The 15,866-nt window shown below is 60.9% G+C and carries 19 protein-coding genes and 3 pseudogenes; 6 read left to right on the top strand and 16 right to left on the bottom strand.

Going from position 1 to position 15,866, the window contains the following annotated elements:
• On the bottom strand, positions 1-469 hold a 469-nt coding region (locus tag DDF70_RS24055; RefSeq protein WP_162820618.1), incomplete at its 3' end, for a transposase.
• Positions 406-972 (bottom strand): winged helix-turn-helix domain-containing protein, encoded by a 567-nt coding sequence (locus DDF70_RS24050; protein ID WP_162820617.1) that lies wholly within the window; start codon positions 970-972, stop codon positions 406-408. The genes DDF70_RS24050 and DDF70_RS24055, both read right to left, overlap by 64 nt.
• Before the next feature lie 1,059 nt (positions 973-2,031).
• Between DDF70_RS24050 and DDF70_RS24045 the strand changes: the two genes are divergently transcribed.
• Positions 2,032-2,535, top strand: coding sequence for a phasin family protein (locus tag DDF70_RS24045; protein ID WP_114947334.1), 504 nt, complete (start codon positions 2,032-2,034; stop codon positions 2,533-2,535).
• Positions 2,536-2,698: 163 nt separating this feature from the next.
• On the opposite strand, the gene DDF70_RS24040 is transcribed toward DDF70_RS24045, so the two are convergent.
• Together DDF70_RS24040 and DDF70_RS24035 are read right to left on the bottom strand one after the other, a co-directional pair.
• Positions 2,699-3,187, bottom strand: coding sequence for a transposase (locus DDF70_RS24040; RefSeq protein ID WP_245435624.1), 489 nt, complete (start codon positions 3,185-3,187; stop codon positions 2,699-2,701).
• On the bottom strand, positions 3,151-3,732 hold the full coding sequence (locus DDF70_RS24035) for a winged helix-turn-helix domain-containing protein (RefSeq protein ID WP_114947332.1): 582 nt from the start codon (positions 3,730-3,732) through the stop codon (positions 3,151-3,153). The genes DDF70_RS24040 and DDF70_RS24035 overlap by 37 nt, the downstream gene beginning before the upstream one ends.
• Before the next feature lie 547 nt (positions 3,733-4,279).
• Between DDF70_RS24035 and DDF70_RS38240 the strand changes: the two are divergent.
• From DDF70_RS38240 to DDF70_RS24000, 4 genes and pseudogenes are all read left to right on the top strand, one after another.
• Positions 4,280-4,636, top strand: a pseudogene (locus tag DDF70_RS38240) (helix-turn-helix domain-containing protein); the annotation flags it as partial.
• Between the two features lie 88 nt (positions 4,637-4,724).
• Entirely contained in the window at positions 4,725-5,393 is a 669-nt protein-coding gene (locus tag DDF70_RS24020) for a transposase (RefSeq protein ID WP_245435623.1), read from the top strand.
• A gap of 999 nt (positions 5,394-6,392) precedes the next feature.
• Positions 6,393-6,611 carry a hypothetical protein gene (locus DDF70_RS24005; protein ID WP_114947327.1) on the top strand — a complete coding sequence of 73 codons (219 nt, stop codon included), beginning with the start codon at positions 6,393-6,395 and terminating at the stop codon, positions 6,609-6,611.
• Positions 6,604-7,335: a recombinase family protein gene (locus DDF70_RS24000; RefSeq protein ID WP_245435621.1), complete on the top strand. Its 732-nt coding sequence runs from the start codon at positions 6,604-6,606 to the stop codon at positions 7,333-7,335. Before DDF70_RS24005 ends, DDF70_RS24000 begins: the two co-directional genes overlap by 8 nt.
• Before the next feature lie 64 nt (positions 7,336-7,399).
• Here the strand turns inward: DDF70_RS24000 and DDF70_RS39290 are convergent.
• Positions 7,400-7,687: pseudogene (locus DDF70_RS39290) on the bottom strand (integrase core domain-containing protein); the annotation flags it as partial.
• Positions 7,688-7,734: 47 nt separating this feature from the next.
• Here DDF70_RS39290 and DDF70_RS39285 point away from each other — a divergent pair.
• Entirely contained in the window at positions 7,735-7,974 is a 240-nt protein-coding gene (locus tag DDF70_RS39285; protein ID WP_425374109.1) for an IS66 family transposase, read from the top strand.
• A gap of 186 nt (positions 7,975-8,160) precedes the next feature.
• Here the strand turns inward: DDF70_RS39285 and DDF70_RS39280 are convergent.
• From DDF70_RS39280 to nifB, 11 genes and pseudogenes are all read right to left on the bottom strand, one after another.
• Positions 8,161-8,334 (bottom strand): annotated as a pseudogene (locus DDF70_RS39280) (integrase); the annotation flags it as partial.
• 53 nt (positions 8,335-8,387) lie between these two features.
• On the bottom strand, positions 8,388-9,314 hold the full coding sequence (locus DDF70_RS23980; RefSeq protein WP_114947326.1) for a tyrosine-type recombinase/integrase: 927 nt from the start codon (positions 9,312-9,314) through the stop codon (positions 8,388-8,390).
• Complete coding sequence (locus tag DDF70_RS23975; RefSeq protein ID WP_114947325.1) at positions 9,311-9,859, bottom strand: tyrosine-type recombinase/integrase; 549 nt, start codon at positions 9,857-9,859, stop codon at positions 9,311-9,313. Before DDF70_RS23975 ends, DDF70_RS23980 begins: the two co-directional genes overlap by 4 nt.
• A gap of 241 nt (positions 9,860-10,100) precedes the next feature.
• A complete protein-coding gene (locus tag DDF70_RS23970) occupies positions 10,101-11,129 on the bottom strand; it encodes an LLM class flavin-dependent oxidoreductase (RefSeq protein ID WP_114947324.1) in 1,029 nt (342 codons plus the stop codon).
• Between the two features lie 105 nt (positions 11,130-11,234).
• On the bottom strand, positions 11,235-11,591 hold the full coding sequence (locus DDF70_RS23965) for an aldo-keto reductase family protein (RefSeq protein WP_245435622.1): 357 nt from the start codon (positions 11,589-11,591) through the stop codon (positions 11,235-11,237).
• A 568-nt stretch (positions 11,592-12,159) separates the two neighbouring features.
• Positions 12,160-12,636: an integrase core domain-containing protein gene (locus DDF70_RS39275; protein ID WP_425374108.1), complete on the bottom strand. Its 477-nt coding sequence runs from the start codon at positions 12,634-12,636 to the stop codon at positions 12,160-12,162.
• Positions 12,594-12,971: an IS3 family transposase gene (locus tag DDF70_RS39270; protein WP_425374107.1), complete on the bottom strand. Its 378-nt coding sequence runs from the start codon at positions 12,969-12,971 to the stop codon at positions 12,594-12,596. The genes DDF70_RS39275 and DDF70_RS39270 overlap by 43 nt, the downstream gene beginning before the upstream one ends.
• A 225-nt stretch (positions 12,972-13,196) precedes the next feature.
• On the bottom strand, positions 13,197-13,409 hold the full coding sequence (nifT, locus tag DDF70_RS23955) for a putative nitrogen fixation protein NifT (RefSeq protein ID WP_114947323.1): 213 nt from the start codon (positions 13,407-13,409) through the stop codon (positions 13,197-13,199).
• Positions 13,390-13,728 carry a nitrogen fixation protein NifZ gene (locus DDF70_RS23950; RefSeq protein WP_114947322.1) on the bottom strand — a complete coding sequence of 113 codons (339 nt, stop codon included), beginning with the start codon at positions 13,726-13,728 and terminating at the stop codon, positions 13,390-13,392. The genes nifT and DDF70_RS23950 overlap by 20 nt, the downstream gene beginning before the upstream one ends.
• Before the next feature lie 83 nt (positions 13,729-13,811).
• Positions 13,812-14,018: a 4Fe-4S binding protein gene (locus tag DDF70_RS23945; RefSeq protein WP_114947321.1), complete on the bottom strand. Its 207-nt coding sequence runs from the start codon at positions 14,016-14,018 to the stop codon at positions 13,812-13,814.
• A gap of 33 nt (positions 14,019-14,051) precedes the next feature.
• A complete protein-coding gene (nifB, locus tag DDF70_RS23940; protein ID WP_114947320.1) occupies positions 14,052-15,530 on the bottom strand; it encodes a nitrogenase cofactor biosynthesis protein NifB in 1,479 nt (492 codons plus the stop codon).
• Positions 15,531-15,866 lie beyond the last annotated feature (336 nt).

The raw sequence follows: 15,866 nt of genomic DNA, 5'->3' as shown, positions 1-15,866 counted from the left end.
CGATCATCTCGGGGTGACGTTTGAGGCGGCCGAACTCGCGACGGGCGAGCCGATGCAGGTCGTCGACTGAGTCGGGCAGCGCGTTTGCCATGGCCCCCTTGACGATGGCGTTGCACTGCTCCTCGGGGTTCAGCTCGGGCGCATAGGCCGGCAAGTACGCCCCTGCATCATCCTGCGCATGCGCTGAGATGAAGTCCCTTGTCGCCCGTGAGCGGTGGGCATTGAGCTGATCCCAGACCACCCGCAGGGGCGCACCGACCTTGCGACGGAAATGCCGCAGGGCCGCGATCACGGTCTCACTTGAGACGCTGGTGCGAAAGTGACGGGCATACAGCCGCCCGTCCGGCGTGACCGCCACGATGCTCGACACCTCGCATCGTTTGCTCACCCGCTGGAGCACCGGGGTCAGCCCGCGCCGGGCCCAGGTCGTGGCTGGCCGCGCCCGGAAGCTGTGGCCCGTCCCATCCACGAGTAAGAGCGTCCGGTGCTCCCGACCTGCCTTTGTTTCAGCGCCACCCAGTCCCGCTTGGGCCAGACCGCGATCACCCGCTCATCGCGCTCCTTGGCCCGGGTGGCCGGACGCTGCACGCTGAAGCCATGCGCCTTGAGCGGCCGTTCCAGATAGCGCGGATGATAATGCACCCCGAACTCGCGCTCGATCACGGCCGCGATGCGGTTGAGCGTCCAGCGTTCGGTGGCAAAGCCGGCCGCGATGGCCCCTCGGTCGAGGAGCCGGCTCAAGCGGGTCCAGGCTTTCTCATCGAGGCGCGCGGGCGGCCCGAGGTTGGGCCGCGCGGCCAGGCCGCGCGGGCCCGCCTGGACGAGCGTGGCGGCCCAGCGGCAGACACTGGCGCGACTGACCCCCACATGCCGGGCGATCTCGGCCTGCGAGAGCTGCCCCTGGCGCAACAGCACCGCGGCTGTTAGGCGCGCTCCTCCATCTGCTCTGCCGTCAAATGCGTCGGTCGCCAAACGTTGCCTTCCATCGCGCACCTCCTCACGATGACGGACACTGCCCTATGTTACACCCGGTGCGTGAAGATCAATAGAGCGTGCCGCCCTTCTAGTGGTGTGCCCAAGGCGGCAAGCCGGGCTACAAACAACAGGAGGCGGAGCACCTCGATCAATCGGATGCTGTTTTCCCGCCTCGCGCCGCCACCATCGACGCTTTTCCTGGAGTACATCTCTGTCGGTCTGGCGTCTTCGCGTTTTATAGGTCGATCACTTTAGGTAGGGGAATTCTGCCCTTTCTTTAGATGGATCGGCCGGCGTGGATGAACAGGCTTTTCAATCGTCTCAAGTTAAACGTTCCCAACAATTGCACGTCGCATTTGTCAATCTCCATACGCGGCCACACGGCAACGTATCGCGGGCTAACCTTCGGAGGGGAAAGGCGGAATTTCATTCTTCGTATCTGACTGCCGAAGTGGCACAGATTTTGAAACCTATCATTCGGAGGGATGTCCGCAGTTGCAGGCGTCCGCCAAGTCGAAGAAGGAATTTAATGTATGCCTCGCGCAACAGATCCACGTCGTCTCTCAGGCTCTCGCGGCCGCTCTGGTGAGCCGCCGATCTGCAACTCACCTGCCCGTGCCGAAGCATCACGCTAATGCGAGCAAACTCTCGCGATCAACGGCTTATACCTAGTTCGTCAGGCCAAGAGTGTTGTCAATTGAAACAAAGGAGCACGAGAGCGGTCCCGCCCTTGGCGAACCGATCATTGAGATGCACGTAATGATCGCGGGGCGGCCGCATTTGCAGCGTTTTGGCTCATCTTATCGGGATTCTTCCGATCCCAGCCGAGGAGTGAGACTTCGAGAAGCGAACGACATTACGTGACAGAAGCCTGTTGGGCATTGGGGTTACGAGTTGGGGGAGAGTCATTCAGAGATTAAACACAAGAATAAGCAGTCCAGAGAGAACAAATATTTAGCGGGTTGGCGTACGCGCCGGCCAAAACGAAGCAAGACCCAAGGGAAAGCAACCAAACGAAGGTTTTTTGCCCCTTGCACTTTTCCATTGGAGAACACCATGGCCAAGACTACAGACAGCTCCACGGAAACGATTGACAACCGAACCATAGATTCTGCCAAAGCGAGCAATCATGATCGTGCTGTCGGGAATGGAAGCGAACGGCTGGCAGGCAGTGTTTCAAAATTTGCCTCAAGCGCTCACGAAGCTCAAGAGGTCATGGAAAAACTTTTTGAGACTACGGCTCGAGCAGGCAACGAACTATCACTACGATCGATCACAGCCCTACAGGCCGAGAGCGATGCCGATCTCTCTCATCTACAGGCTCTAGCTGCCGCAAGGACGCCGTCGCAAATGGTTGAATTGCAGTCAAAATATGCCCGGCAACGTGTCGACATGGCTTTTGACCACGCCAAGGAACTTCAGGTCCTCACCGGTAAGTTTCTGTTCGATATCGGAAAGCCGATCAAGGAAATGTTCGAGGTGGCTCTGGCCTCCGTCGGACCAGGCTCGCGTGGCCGAGGTCCTGAACGGCGGGCAGAAGCCCGCGGTTCTGCGCTATAATCAAAGCAGAGCATGGTAGGTCGATAGAACGAGGAATGGCTTACGGCCATTCCTCGGAAACACGTCGTATGGCTTGGTCATCATCTCACAAGACCTTTGCGTGCTGGTAAGTAACACATTGGTTTCCCTGCGGTTGGACCTGATGCTCCGCCGCTATTGATCTTCACGCGATGCCGGTAACGTAGAGGCCTGCGTGGCGGAAGAAGCGGACGATCATCTCAGGGTGACGCTTCAGCCGGCCGAACTCACGACGGGCGAGCCGATGCAGGTCGTTGATTGAGTCGGGCAGAGCGTTTGCCATGGCACGCTTGACGAGGGCATTGCACTGCTCTTCCGGATTCAACTCCGGAGCATAGGCTGGCAGATAAGCGACCGCATAGTCCTGCGGGTGGGCCGCAATGAAGGCTGTGGTTGCTCGGGAGCGGTGCGCGTTGAGCCGATCCCACACCACCAGCAGCGGCGTGCCGATCTTGCGGCGGACATACCGCAGGGCCTGAATGACACAGCGGCTCGAGATGGAGGTGCGGAAATGGCGCGCATACAGCTGTCCGTCCGGTGTAATCGCCACGATGCTCGACACCTCGCGTCGCTTGCTCACCCGACGGAGCACCGGGGTCAGCCCGCACCGCGCCCAGGTCGTGCCCGGCCGGATCCGGAAGCTGTGGCCGGTCTCGTCCCAGAGGACCAGCGTCCGGTGCTCTCGACGTGCCTTTTTTTCAGCGCCACCCAGTCCCGCTTGGGCCAGACCGCGATCACCAGCTCATCGCGCTCCCTCGCCCTTGTGGCAGGACGCTGCACGCTGAAGCCGTGTGCCTTCAGTGGCCGCTCCAGATAGCGCGGATGATAATGCACCCCGAACTCGCGCTCGATGAGAGCGGCAATGCGCGTGAGGGTCCACCGTTCGGTGGCAAAGCCGGCCGCCATGGCACCCCGATCCAGCAGCCGGCCCAACCGAGCCCAGGCCTTCTCATCGAGCCGAGCGGGCGGCCCGAGGCTGGGGCGCGCTGCCAGACCGTGCGGGCCCTTCTGGGCGAGGGTTGCGGCCCAGCGGCAGACGCTGGCGCGACTGACCCCCACATGCCGGGCGATCTCGGCCTGCGAGAGCTGTCCCTCGCGCAACAGCATCGCGGCCACCAGGCGACGCTCCTCCATCTGCTCCGACGTCAAATGCGTCGGACGCCAAACGTTGCCTTCCATCGCGTACCTCCTCACGATGACGGACACCGCCCTATGTTACACCCGGCGCGTGAGGATCAATAGGCATCTCGGAGCAGAGGTTTTACCGGGGGAAGAAGCAGCATGTCGGCTTCGAGCCGGATCAGGTGTGGGAGTTCAAGCCGGTGGTGCGCCACGTGCAAGCAGCCCGAGGCCACAGTGAGCGGCGGGCCCGCGCCCTCACACGCCAGCATCGATCATCCAACGCAAGCCGCTCAGGTTGGAGCGGCTTTCCCAGGATCGGGATCGACCATCCATAGAGCAGATAGCAGAGCGTCTGGATTTGCTTGTGCGTGATACCGCCCGAGGCGGCATGACGGGCGATCAGCGTGTTCGCAATTGCAATCGGGGGATAAGCCATGGTCCGGAATCTTCGTTGAAGGGGGCAAACGAAATCGGCGCGGGAAAATGTCTTTCTCGGCGCGAGGGTCAGCTTGGCCGACGTCAGGCTGTGGCTTCTTTCTGGGCTAAGTGGTGCATCCGGCATGTTCAGGGGGTATAATCGCGGCTTGCTGGCGGGAGGTGACCTATGACACCGATCTGCTTACGGGATTTGACCGTTGAGGAGTGTGCACGGGTCCAGACGTTGGCTCACGCGCACACCGCTCCGGCTCAGATGGTGCAACGGGCTCAAATCATCTGGCGCGCCCGTCACGGGGAAAGCGCATCTGCCATTGCCTCTCGTCTGGGCCTGGATGCCGAGACGGTGCGCAAGCGCATCCACCGCTTCAATGCAGAGGGAGTGGAGGCTCTCAAGGATCGGCATCGCTCCGGACGCCCGCCCACCTATCCGTCTGAGCAAACCGCCACCGTGATTGCGAGTGCGCTGACCAAGCCAGAGACGCTCGGGCTGCCGTTTGCCGCCTGGACCTTGGATCGACTGGCCGCCTACCTGCACGAGCATAAGGGGATCACGGTACAGCGTAGTCGCATTGACGAGATCCTGCTCCACGAGGGCCTGCGCTGGAGCCGGCATGAGACCTGGTTCGGCGAGCGGGTCGATCCGGAATTCGCGAAAAAAGGGGGCGATCGAAACCCTCTACACGGTGCCTCCTGCGGGCAGTTGTGTGATCTGCCTGGACGAGATGGGACCGGTGAGCGCCAAGAGTTATGCAGGCCGTGCGCTGGTGCAGAGCCGAACGCGACCGGCCGAACGGGCGAAGCAGGAGATCGACTATGGTCGGCGCGCCAAGGGCTACATCTTTGGGGCCTTTTGCCCGGCCACGGGCGAGGCCTTCACGCATCCCTATCCTGGTCGCGGCGGCGCGCACTGGGTCGACTTCCTGGAGCACGCTGAGACCTGGATCCCGCGCACGACCAAGCGGGTCTACGCGATCATGGAAAACCTGAGTTTGCATCGCACCACGGACGTGCTGCTGTTTCTGGTGGCGCATCCGCGCTGGGAGATGGTGTTCCAGCCCAAATACGCGGCTTATCTCAACCTGATCGAGCCGTGGTGGAAGATCCTGCGCTCGCTGGCGTTGGCGGGCCGGCGCTTTGAGACCTGGGACGAGATCGTCGATGCGATCCGCCGCTCGACGATCTACTGGAATGCACACCGCCATCCCTTCGTCTGGGCTCAGCGGCGCCGCCATCGGTCCCGCCGCTCCCCCGGCGTCGCCCTCCTGCCGAGGGCCGCATGACTTCCCGGATGCACCACTTAGGACTCAGTCCTCAGTCCGGTTCCACTCGGCGTTAACTGCCTCGTGCATGGCCGCACACATGCCGTGCTGAAGCTCTTCCTGGTTTTCGTTCAACCAGGTTCGGATCGCTTCGTCGGTAGGAGCCCGATCGACCTCGTCGCTGATAGAGCCTCGACGTCGCTGACGTCATAAGCAGCAACCGCCCAGCCACGGCGGCGCATTTCTTCGAGGATACGGCAGAGATCATGGTCGCTGAGACCCTTCGGATCTAATGGAGAGGACGCGACCAGTGCATCGGCCACATGTTTCAGTCCTGCCGTTACGGCTATCACCTCCTCTTGGATGTCATTCCAGTCGTCGCCATCCGGCGGGCGGGAGTTGGTGCCCGTTCCATCTCCCGACGGATCGCACAGCTCTTTGTCTTGTTTCTCGGCAAATTTGGGCAGAGGAGCGAGAGCGTCAGATGCAATCCCGTCCGAGTTCCGCAGACGGTCGAGGGATTCGTGGACTGGGCCGGGCCCCTCCTTCGGATCGCCGGAGGCTAGAGATTTCCGGCCTTTCTCACGGCGGCAGGCTGGCTGTTCTGCCGTGATTCAGCAGTGAGATCGGCGGCTTATGCCCAAGCGCCCCATGTGGCCGATCCTCATTGTACAAAGCGACGACGGAACGCCCACAGGACCGAAGAGCGCGAGGTTCTGTATCCGTGGCATCCCTGGGCCGGGTGCATCGTCCAGCTTGATGAGATCGTCGAGAAGGCCGCTGGCGATTGTGTTCGCTGCCGCCACGAGGGTGATCCGTCCCGCAGATTGGAACTCCCTCTCTGGATGCTCGATTGAGCCGTGTGCGCGCCGATGCGGGTTGAGCTCGCTCCTCAGGTGGAGATCGCCGCAATCCAGGCTTTGATGGCGCTGCTGGCTGATGTGTTGAAGCGAGCACCGTCGACTCCTATGGCTGCGGCGGCAAACTGGATCTCTCACGACGGGAATCGGGGAGAGGCCCATGCGACGCCAGAGCAGCCCTCATCATATCCTTCGGTCCAGACCAGAGCAGTTCGACCTGTTTGCCCAGCCAGGCGACGGCGGCCAGCCGCGGATGCCAGACTGGCAGACCCTGCCTGCGGAGACGCAGCAGGCGCTGACGAACCTGATGGTTCGCCTGATCCTCGAACACGTCCGCAACGGCCGTCCGGGACAGGCAGAGGAGCGCGATCATGACTGACAAGATCCAGCCCCACCATCTGGAGCGCAAGGCGATCCTCTATGTTCGCCAGTCCTCCGCTCATCAGGTTCTGCATAATCGCGAGAGCAGCACCCTGCAGTACGCCATGCGGGATCGGCTGACCATGCTGGGCTGGGCGCAAATCGAAACCGTCGACGACGACCTTGGGCGGTCAGCGGCCGGCACCACCGCCCGCGCCGGCTTCGAGCGCATGGTGGCCGAGGTCTGCCTCGGCAAAGTCGGCGCCGTGGCCGCCCGCGAGGTGTCGCGCTTTGCCCGCAACAGCCGCGTTTGGCAGCAACTGATCGAGATGTGCCGCGTGGTCGACACGGTGCTGATTGACCAGGAGACGGTCTATGCCCCGCGGCAGGGCAACGATCGGTTGCTGCTCGGGCTCAAGGGTTCCCTCAATGAGTATGAACTCGATCTCCTGCGTCAGCGCTCGCTCACGGCGCGCTACGAGAAAGCCAAACGCGGTGAACTCCTCGTCACGGCGCCGGTCGGGTTCGTGAAGGCTGGCGACCGCTGGGAGAAGGATCCGGACCAGCGGGTGCAGGACGCGATCGTGCTGGTGTTCGACAAGGTGGCGGAATTGGGCAGCGCCCGCCAGGCTCTGCTGTGGCTCCACGAGCACGGGTTCGATCTGCCGGCCCGGCAGCCCAACGGCGATGTGATCTGGCGCCGACCCAATGATGCGACTCAGGCTGGCCGCCGAGCGTGGTGAGATTACCGCCATCCATCCGCTTGCGGATGGTCCCTGGATCTTCAGCCGCGCCGATCTTGATGGATCAGCGGCGAACGAGGTTGGCCAACGAGTGGAGCGCTCGGCAAAATACCCCACGGGCCGCATCCCGATCAACAAACTCTCTTTCCATCAATGACATAGACAGATGGGTGTTGTGATGCAGGTTGTAGTATCTGCGCCAATCCTCCATCTTTTCGTGGGCGTCGGCAAGCGTCAGGAACCAGTGCTGGTTCAGGCACTCGGCCCGAAAGCGGCCGTTGAAGGCGTCAATATAAGCATTGTCGGTGGGCTTGCCGGGGCGGGAGAAGTCCAGCGTCACGTCTTTGGCATACTCTCACAGATACAAGTCGCGGCTGTGTTTCCACCCTGTGTGATTGGATGGGCGCTGTTACGGTCGCAGCCCAACCTTTGAGTGCGCTAATCGCCGACCAAGTAATAATGGCTGAGTGGCTGCACGCCGACGACACACCGGTGCCGGTGCTGGCCAAAGGCAATGCGAAGGCCGGCCGGCTCTGGACCGTGGTGCGTGATGACCGCCCATTGCCGGGGCGGATCCGTCGGCGGCCGTGTATTTCTACTCGCCCGATCGCAAGGGTGAGCACCCGCAATCGTTCCTGAAGAGCTATAGTGGCTTTCTGCAGGCGGACGCCTATTCCGGCTTCGGACCTGTATGAACCGGGTCGTGCGATCGGCCCGGCGACTGAGGCAGCGTGTTGGGCGCATGCGCGCCGGCTCCTCGAAGGACACGAACCGGAAAAAGGAACGAATGGCCGTCAAGCGCAGATTGCGCGTCCTCGCGCTGGCGCCTCGCTTCGTCTCGAGATCAGCGAGAAACGCGCTCATGACCGGTGCATCAAGATCATCGATGGCCAACGCGGACGGCGGCTTACGGAGCCGCACCTGTGCAAACTTGAACAGCAGCCGGAACGTGACTCTGTACGATGCGATCGTGTTGGCAATGACGTTGCGCTGGCGCATGAGCCGTCCGGTGAAGTAGCGCTCGATTAGGGGAGCGACATTGCAGCTCTGCTTCATGGCTTGGCCTCCCACCGCTGGTCGGGGCGCCGTGCTGCCGCTTCCATCAACTCCGGACAGGCCGACAGGTACCTATAGGTGTCGCGCACGCAGGCGTGACCGAGGTAGGTGGAGAGCATCGGGAGCCGCTGCTCGACATCGAACCCCTCGCGATGCCAGCCGAAAAGCGTCCGGATCGCGAAACGATGCCGAAAATCGTGCACGCGAGGCCCCGTGCGATCGCCCGCACATCGTAATCCAATCTCACGCGACAAACGCCAGAAGGCACGATGGACATATTGGTGGAGCAAGCGGCCGCCGCGCTCGGCCACAAAGAAGTGCGACCCGCAGTCCGATCCAAGATGAGCCTCCCGCCGCTGGGCGTAGCTGCGGAGAGCCGCGCAAGTTGTCGCATGCAAGGGCACAAGGCGCGACTTGCCGAACTTGCTCTGCCGGATTGTCAGCACGCCCTCGTCCAGGTCGGCACCATCGCGGCAAAGCCCGATCGCCTCGGACAGACGGATGCCTGTCACCGCGATCAACCCGAACAGATAGTAATAGGTCCATCGTCGCAGACCGTTTGCCGGCGGCAGGGCCAGCGCCGCCGTCAAGAGCGCGTCGATCTCCACCTCACTATAGACATAGGGTTTGGCGCGCTTCAGGGGCGGCAAGATCCCCACAGGCGGCACCTCCGTCTCGGGATTGATGTTCGCGAGATGGCGCGCGAAGCCGCGCACATCGGTCAAGCGCAAGGTCCAAGATGCGTGTCGATCGGCTGGCAGGGTCGCCCAGGCTACGGCCAGCTTTGTGGTGATGGTTGCGGCTTTGTGGCGCTCCATGAAGGAGACAAAGTCGGCAAGCCGCCGCGCCTGATGCTCGTACTTGTAGCCGAGGCCCTGGCGCATGTTCAGATACTGCTCAAGTGCGGACCGTAGACGGGTCATTGCACAGCTCCCGGCCCGGGAAGGCTTAGTGTCCGAAGCGTCTCGATGTCCACCTTCGCGTAGATGCGCGTCGTGTCGTGGCTCTCATGCCGAAGCAATTGGCCAATCTCCGCCAATGTCGCGCCGGAGCGGAGAAGCTCGGTGGCAAGGCTGTGGCGGAAGATATGGGCCCCTTGGTGGGCGTAGCCGCTGATCCCGGCACGCTCGAGCGCCATCTTGGCGACCATCGTGATGGCACAGCCGGAGGCGAAGCCGACATGGGGCGCCAATGTGCGAAGAAACAGCCGGCGACACGGTGAGGTCGGGCGGCCATTCCGCAAGTAGGAAACGATGGCTGCGCCGACGTCCGGAGGAATCGGCATCCGTGCTCGCTGCCGGCCCTGACGGGCCGGCGCCGGCGAACCGGTGTCCCGCGTGCGCCGCACCAGCGTGATGGCGAAGCTCTCGCTGACGGCAAAGTGCTGGCCTGCCGCGTGGCAGGAATAGCCCGCCTCGACAAAGCCAGCCACCCGCACCCGCAGATCGAGAGAATAGCAGCGACCCATGATCCATCTCCCGGTCCAGCAAGTGAATCACAGATCGGTCTCGTACAGAAGCCCAGGAGTCAGGTTTCCGGTCCGATGCTCTAGCGAGTTGCATTGTCTGTGAACGGCAAGGTACACATCCGAGAGCAAGAAAAGGAGGACGATCTCCTATCGTATCCGACTTCGGGTACGGATCCTGCCGATCCATGCAACAAGGCGAAGAAACGGCCTTTCTAGATAGCCTCTTCGGGGATGATCGCACTCATGCAGTTCGGTCCATCAATTCGGATTTGATGGTCATTGCTGCTAAAAGTGAGATGTCGAAGGGCAGATCGCCAAACGCGACCTGGCAAAGAAGATAGTTGGCTCCCGCCTCTTCCAACTGATCAAACAGAGCCTGTCGCACAGAAGCCGCCGTTCCTACCACGCACAATTCGCTCTCGATTGCGGCCTCGAAAGTCGGGGGCAGATTTGGTGGAACGGGAATTGCGTTGCGGTGGTACAGGAATTTGAAGTTTTCAAGCCATCGTTCGAAAGCAGGAGCCGCCAGCGAGTATGCATGGTTTTCAGACTGCCCGACGACAATCATGCGAAGCAATCCAAGAAATGGTGGCTGGCCGTCCATGCCCGTATTGAGTCCTCCCTCGGCACGATATGCTTCAGTAATCTTGCGAACAAACGACGCGGGTCCTACACATGCAATATTTGCGCCGTTTGAAGCGGCCCAGCGCGCAGACTCTGGTCGGTTGGTGGCGATCCATATCGGCGGGTGCGGGCGTTGATGAGGCCTCAGTGTCAACGGGACGTTGTCTAGCTGAAAATGGTGACCCTGATAGCAAAGGGTGCCGCCCCTCATCGCCTCCGTTAGAATTTTGCTCGCTTCAAGATAGCGTTCTGGCACCGCGTCCGCACCTATCCCGAAGTAACTTAACTCGGTCGGAAGAGAGCCGCGCCCTATACCCATCTCGACCCTGCCACCACTCAATTGGTCGAGCATGCAGATCTCCTCAAATGCACGTAGCGGATGATGAAGGCTAAGCAGCATGACCAGTGGGCCGACGCGAATCTGCCGGGTACGCTGTGCGACGCTCGACAAGAACAGATTCGGCGACGGGGCCCTACCATGTGGCGAACAATGATGCTCCGCTAGATGGTAAGCGTAAAAGCCGAGTCCGTCACAAGCTTCTGTCAGCCTGAGGCGGTCGGCGTATTGTTGTGCAATGGCGCTACCGTTCTCGTCCAAATGATCGAAGATGCCGAACATTAGCTTAGAAGGTGAGGCTTTTCTCATTCAACTTTCTCCAACTTACATCCGTGTACCGGGCTTCAAGTTAACCACAATTCGCGGGCGCGACTGCCGTTCTGGTCGTCGCGCTCCAGCCCCTAGACATTGCCTTCAGGCTCCCTCGCTTCCGCCAGCGCTTCGGTGATAAGGTCGACGTCCTCGGCGGTCAGGGCGAGGCCAGAGATGGCGACGTTCGAGACCAGATGAGAGCGGTCGCGTACCGATGATGACAGTCGCCACGCCTGGTCGCTCGAGCATCGCAGCGCTAGCGACCGTGACGGCGTCGGTCCCATGAGGATCCGCGACCTGGTGTAGCATCGTCAAAAAGGCCTGGAACAGGTCCCAGCCGCCGAGGTCGTCGATGATGCCGTACTTCGCCAACGAACGATTCTCCAGTTGCTCCGGCGGTTCCGGTCCGTCGAGCCATTTGTCGCCGAGGAGGCCGCCAGCCGCTGTGCCATAGCACAGGAGGGGGATGCTGTACTCGACGGCCGCCCCAGCCTCCGCCGCGCGGGACGGCGGTCGAGTAACGCAAACCCAGCAAATCGAGGCCGAGCGGGGGCATTTCTGTGGCGGTAGTTATCGCGCCGCTTTCCGATATAGCTGCAGCCGAAGTCGCCCGGTGGGACGACTCAGTATGATTCTCAATGTTGGCGTTGATTTGCTTCGTAAGTTGGTCTGCCCTCATGTTCCTTCCTATCACACGTTTCAACGCGGACACGGCGCCATCACTCAACGGAGCCGCGTCGCGAAAATTGCCCCTCATCGCGTTTGGGTGCCTGATCAAGGGCTCCTGGTTGCATAGAATTGACTAGTTGCAACTCATGTCCCGGCATAGTCTCCATCGCACCTCAGAGTGCTTGCGAAGTCTTCCTCTTGTCAGGCCCTTTTTGGGTCACCCGTCACGCGACGGAAGCAGTGGCCCGTTCGGTGCGCGTCAGGTGCTGCTGTCTATGCAACATTCCAAAAGAGTGGTAAAATTGATTGTTTCGATGGAACGCTGCATCCCCGAAGTTGGACCGGATCGTGGGAGAATCTACGGTCCTGGAACAGCCTCAGGCGCGCCTAAGGCCTGGTGGAGCAAAGCCATCGGTGGCCTATCACCGATTGCGCTATGCGGTCTCACTTCGTTGTAATCAACCCGCCAATCCTCCACCTTCCGGCGCGCGTCGTCCAGATCCCTGAACCAATTCTGATTCAGGCATTCCGCGCGAACCCGGGCATTGAAGGATTCGATGTAGGCGTTATCGGTCGGCTTGCCGGGCCGGCTGAAGTCGAGCGCCACCCCATGCGAATAGGCCCACAGGTCGAGCTCGCGCGAGGTGAACTGGCAGTCCTGATCAACCCGGATAGTTTTGGGCTTCCCAAACCGCCGCACCGCCTCGTCCAGGGCTGAGATCACCTCCCATGCGGTGGCGATCCGGCACACCCGAAGCACGGGACAGATCCGGCTCCAGGTGTCGAGCATCGTCAGGACCCAGATGCGCCGCCCGTCGAAGAGCCGATCGTACATCCAGTCCATCGCCCAGACTTAATTGGGGGCGGTAGCCGGTGAGCGGTCCTCGCGGATCTTGGCCGCAACCCGTCGCCGGGGTGGTTTGTGGCGCATGGTAATCCCTCGAGCGTGTAGAGCCGGTAGACGCGCTTGGCATTGATCGGCCAGCCTTCGCGCCGGAGCGCGATCCAGATCCGGCGGTAGCCGTAGCGCACGCGCGCTTCAGCGACCCCGCGGATGCGTTTGCGGAGAGCAGCCTGCTCGGGGCGGCGGGAGCGGTAGTGATACGTCGAGCGCGGCGCCGGTACGGCCCGACAGGCCCGGCGGATCGACACCCGAAAGACAGTCCGCACGAAGTCGACGATCTCCCGGCCCCGAGCAGGCGTCATAGTTTTGGGCGGATGGCCTCTGAAAGCATCTCCTTGTCGAGGGTGAGGCCGCCGTACTTCTGTTTCCATCGATACAAGGTCGGGTGACTGCCCGGCATCACGGTTCCTAATGAGAAAGAGATGGCCAGAGGTCAGTATCGTTTTCATGCTCGTATCATCTTACCGTTTTCGTCCTGTCAACCCACAGCATCAGTCCTGATTTGAAATCTTCCTCGCCTCGACGGTGATCGGCAGACGCGTCTCCCGAGGGAGGTCGGGCAGGACAAATCGCCAGCCGTTCCTGAGCGTTACGGTCCCGCCCCACAGGTTTTCATTTTCAACCTTGATGATCGGCTCTTCGAGATCTTTCCTGGGAACGTACGCCGACAAGCCGGCGCTGGATCTACGGATCATGATCTTCATCTGGCTGTTCCTTCGCTCGACCCTGCAGTAACTTCGGCGCTGTCAGGGGGCCTTTACTGAGACTTATTAGTTCACGGGCACGCATGCCGACGACGGTACCGCGACCGACCCATTCGACCGCATAAATGTAGAACTGCTGGAGGAAGGTGCCGATATCGCGCACATAACCCTCGTCGCCCTTCCGCACTAGGTGTTCGCCGATCTCTCTACCAGGATAAGTGCCGTCATTCTTTATGTGGATCCTGGCACGAACCCGCTCACCCAGCACAAATTCTGGGGGCTTGCGGATTTCGACCTCCTGTTCGCGTCCGAGGTCCATGGCCGTTCCTTTCTGGCGGCTGCAGGTTGCCAATAGGGAGGTTTAAGGTCATCCTTAGGAGATGACCCTAGCCGTGCTAGTAGTCAAATTGATGATCCGCTGGCAACGCAGGTCTTCGGCACCGGACATACCGAGGCGCATTGCTGTATATCGAATGCCCCCTTACATTCGGTGCACTTGTCTGGATCGATCACGTAGGTATCACCCTTGAACTTGATCGCGGCGGATGGACATTCGAATTCGCAGGCACCGCACTGAGTGCACTGGGATGCGATGATCTTAAAGGCCATTCTTTTCTCCTATTTCGGATGGTATGAGACGGCTCAGGCAATCGCCGCCAGTGGCTCTACACCGAGTTCAGCGATGTAAAGTGCGCTGATCGCGGTCTCGATGTAGTCATAGCCGTAAGCGTCCGTTGCTCGAATTCCGGCCGCCGTGAGCTGATCCTTGGGGCAATCTCCGATCTTAGCGCACAGCACGATGTCTATGCCTTCAAGCGCAGCGATGACGTCGTCGAGAGTTGTGTCCTCGCCCCAGCCGCCGTGGCAATATTGTGCAATCTTGCGATGCCCGACGAGCTTGATCCCCTCCGGTGAGGCCTGATAAATCTGGAGTTCCTTTGAATGCCCGAAGTGTTCGTTGACGCGGCCGCCTCCTTTAGTTGCCACTGCCACGAGAAGCGACTTTCGGGAGCCCGCTGCCTTGACTGCAGCGGCCGCCGCAACCTTGGCCGCGACGTGTGCTCCGCGCTCCCCGGCGACCACCTCGCGGTACGCCCCGCGCTTGCCGTTGTAAGTGACCTCGCTGGGAATCTCGCTAAGCGTGAATTCCTGTCCGCGATCGGAGCCGAGCAGGCCGACGGCATCGGCCCGACACTGCCGGCAATGGCGCATCAACTTGGCGCCCCCTTCCAGACGGTCTTGAAGGGCCTTCAGCTCCATCACATTCGGGCCGCGCTGCCCGGCCAAGCCGTAATACGTCCCGTGCGCTTGGTCGGAAATCAACGGCATGACGTTGTGCAGGAACGCGCCACGCTCCTTGACCCACTTGTTCACCTCGATCAGGTGCTCGTCGTTGACGCTGGGGATCATAACCGAGTTGATCTTGGTAAGGATACCACGCGCCGTCAGCATCTCCAGGCCAAGCATCTGCCGCTCGTGCAGGATCCGGGAAGCTTCGATGCCGGTGTAGCGACGGTGGTCGTAAAATATCCACGGATATATCTTTGCTCCGACGTCCGGGTCGACCATGTTGATGGTGATCGTCACGTGATCGACATTCATGTCGGCAAGCTCGGCGACATGATCCGGCAGCGCGAGCCCATTGGTGGAGATGCACATCTTGATGTCGGGAAGTTCCCTTGCGACCAGCCCCAAGGTGGCCTTTGTCCTCTTCCAGTCGTAACAGGCATCGCCGGGTCCGGCGACGCCGAGAACGGAAAGCTGAGGCACTTCGTTGGCGACCGCGATCACCTTGCGTAACGCTTGGTCTGGCGTCAGTCTTTCCGAGACGACCCCAGGCCGGCTTTCATTGGCGCAGTCATACTTGCGATTGCAGTAATTGCATTGGATATTACAGGCTGGCGCGACGGAGACGTGCATGCGTGCGAAATAGTGGTGCGCCTCTTCTGAAAAGCAGGGGTGATCCTTGATCTTCTCCCAGATAGCTGGATTCACGTCGTCCGGCTTTTCGGACGAGCCACAGGGTGAAGGTGCGCAGCCAATGGATACTGCGTTTGTCAACAATTGGTCGAACGATGTCGTGCTGGTCAGGCTTTCAAGCGAAATCGGCGGTACGGACATCAAACGGCTCCGTTTTGGGTGAACGTGACAGTTCAGCACGCAAGAGCCACGCCAGTTCAAAAGCGGATTTAGTTCAGTGTGTTAGCTTTTCATGTCCGATTCTGCTGGTTTGCTCCGACACCATTTCGTCAGGATCTCGACAATGTACAGGCGAATCGGATTGCGATAGGCCCGGTGTCTCAGGCACCTCCAATGCCACAATGTATGGTCCGGCCGTGCGTCGCAAGATGTTGGCAGAGTGACAAACGTGAGAGCTGCATCAATGTATTCGGCCTCGGTGTGGAGCCTCAGCTCCGGGCCAGCATGGGTATCCGCGCGCATCCAAGACTCGCTAGC

This window comes from Microvirga calopogonii (assembly GCF_003347665.1).
In the GTDB taxonomy this organism is placed as follows: Bacteria; Pseudomonadota; Alphaproteobacteria; order Rhizobiales; family Beijerinckiaceae; genus Microvirga; species Microvirga calopogonii.
Note: the sequence above shows the minus strand (reverse complement) of the source record. Positions and strands in the feature narration are given on the sequence as shown.

Bases quoted from the DNA above. Each gene is read 5' to 3' on its own strand.
- DDF70_RS24035 (WP_114947332.1), bottom strand. From the start codon at position 3,732: ATGGAAGGCAACGTTTGGCGTCCGACGCATTTGACGTCGGAGCAGATG.
- DDF70_RS24005 (WP_114947327.1), top strand. From the start codon at position 6,393: ATGCGACGCCAGAGCAGCCCTCATCATATCCTTCGGTCCAGACCAGAG.
- DDF70_RS23945 (WP_114947321.1), bottom strand. From the start codon at position 14,018: ATGGCCTTTAAGATCATCGCATCCCAGTGCACTCAGTGCGGTGCCTGC.
- nifB (WP_114947320.1), bottom strand. From the start codon at position 15,530: ATGTCCGTACCGCCGATTTCGCTTGAAAGCCTGACCAGCACGACATCG.
- DDF70_RS39275 (WP_425374108.1), bottom strand. From the start codon at position 12,636: ATGTACGATCGGCTCTTCGACGGGCGGCGCATCTGGGTCCTGACGATG.
- DDF70_RS23975 (WP_114947325.1), bottom strand. From the start codon at position 9,859: ATGGGTCGCTGCTATTCTCTCGATCTGCGGGTGCGGGTGGCTGGCTTT.
- DDF70_RS23980 (WP_114947326.1), bottom strand. From the start codon at position 9,314: ATGACCCGTCTACGGTCCGCACTTGAGCAGTATCTGAACATGCGCCAG.
- DDF70_RS24000 (WP_245435621.1), top strand. From the start codon at position 6,604: ATGACTGACAAGATCCAGCCCCACCATCTGGAGCGCAAGGCGATCCTC.
- DDF70_RS23970 (WP_114947324.1), bottom strand. From the start codon at position 11,129: ATGAGAAAAGCCTCACCTTCTAAGCTAATGTTCGGCATCTTCGATCAT.
- DDF70_RS39285 (WP_425374109.1), top strand. From the start codon at position 7,735: ATGGGCGCTGTTACGGTCGCAGCCCAACCTTTGAGTGCGCTAATCGCC.
- DDF70_RS23950 (WP_114947322.1), bottom strand. From the start codon at position 13,728: ATGGACCTCGGACGCGAACAGGAGGTCGAAATCCGCAAGCCCCCAGAA.
- DDF70_RS24045 (WP_114947334.1), top strand. From the start codon at position 2,032: ATGGCCAAGACTACAGACAGCTCCACGGAAACGATTGACAACCGAACC.
- DDF70_RS24020 (WP_245435623.1), top strand. From the start codon at position 4,725: ATGAGACCTGGTTCGGCGAGCGGGTCGATCCGGAATTCGCGAAAAAAG.
- nifT (WP_114947323.1), bottom strand. From the start codon at position 13,409: ATGAAGATCATGATCCGTAGATCCAGCGCCGGCTTGTCGGCGTACGTT.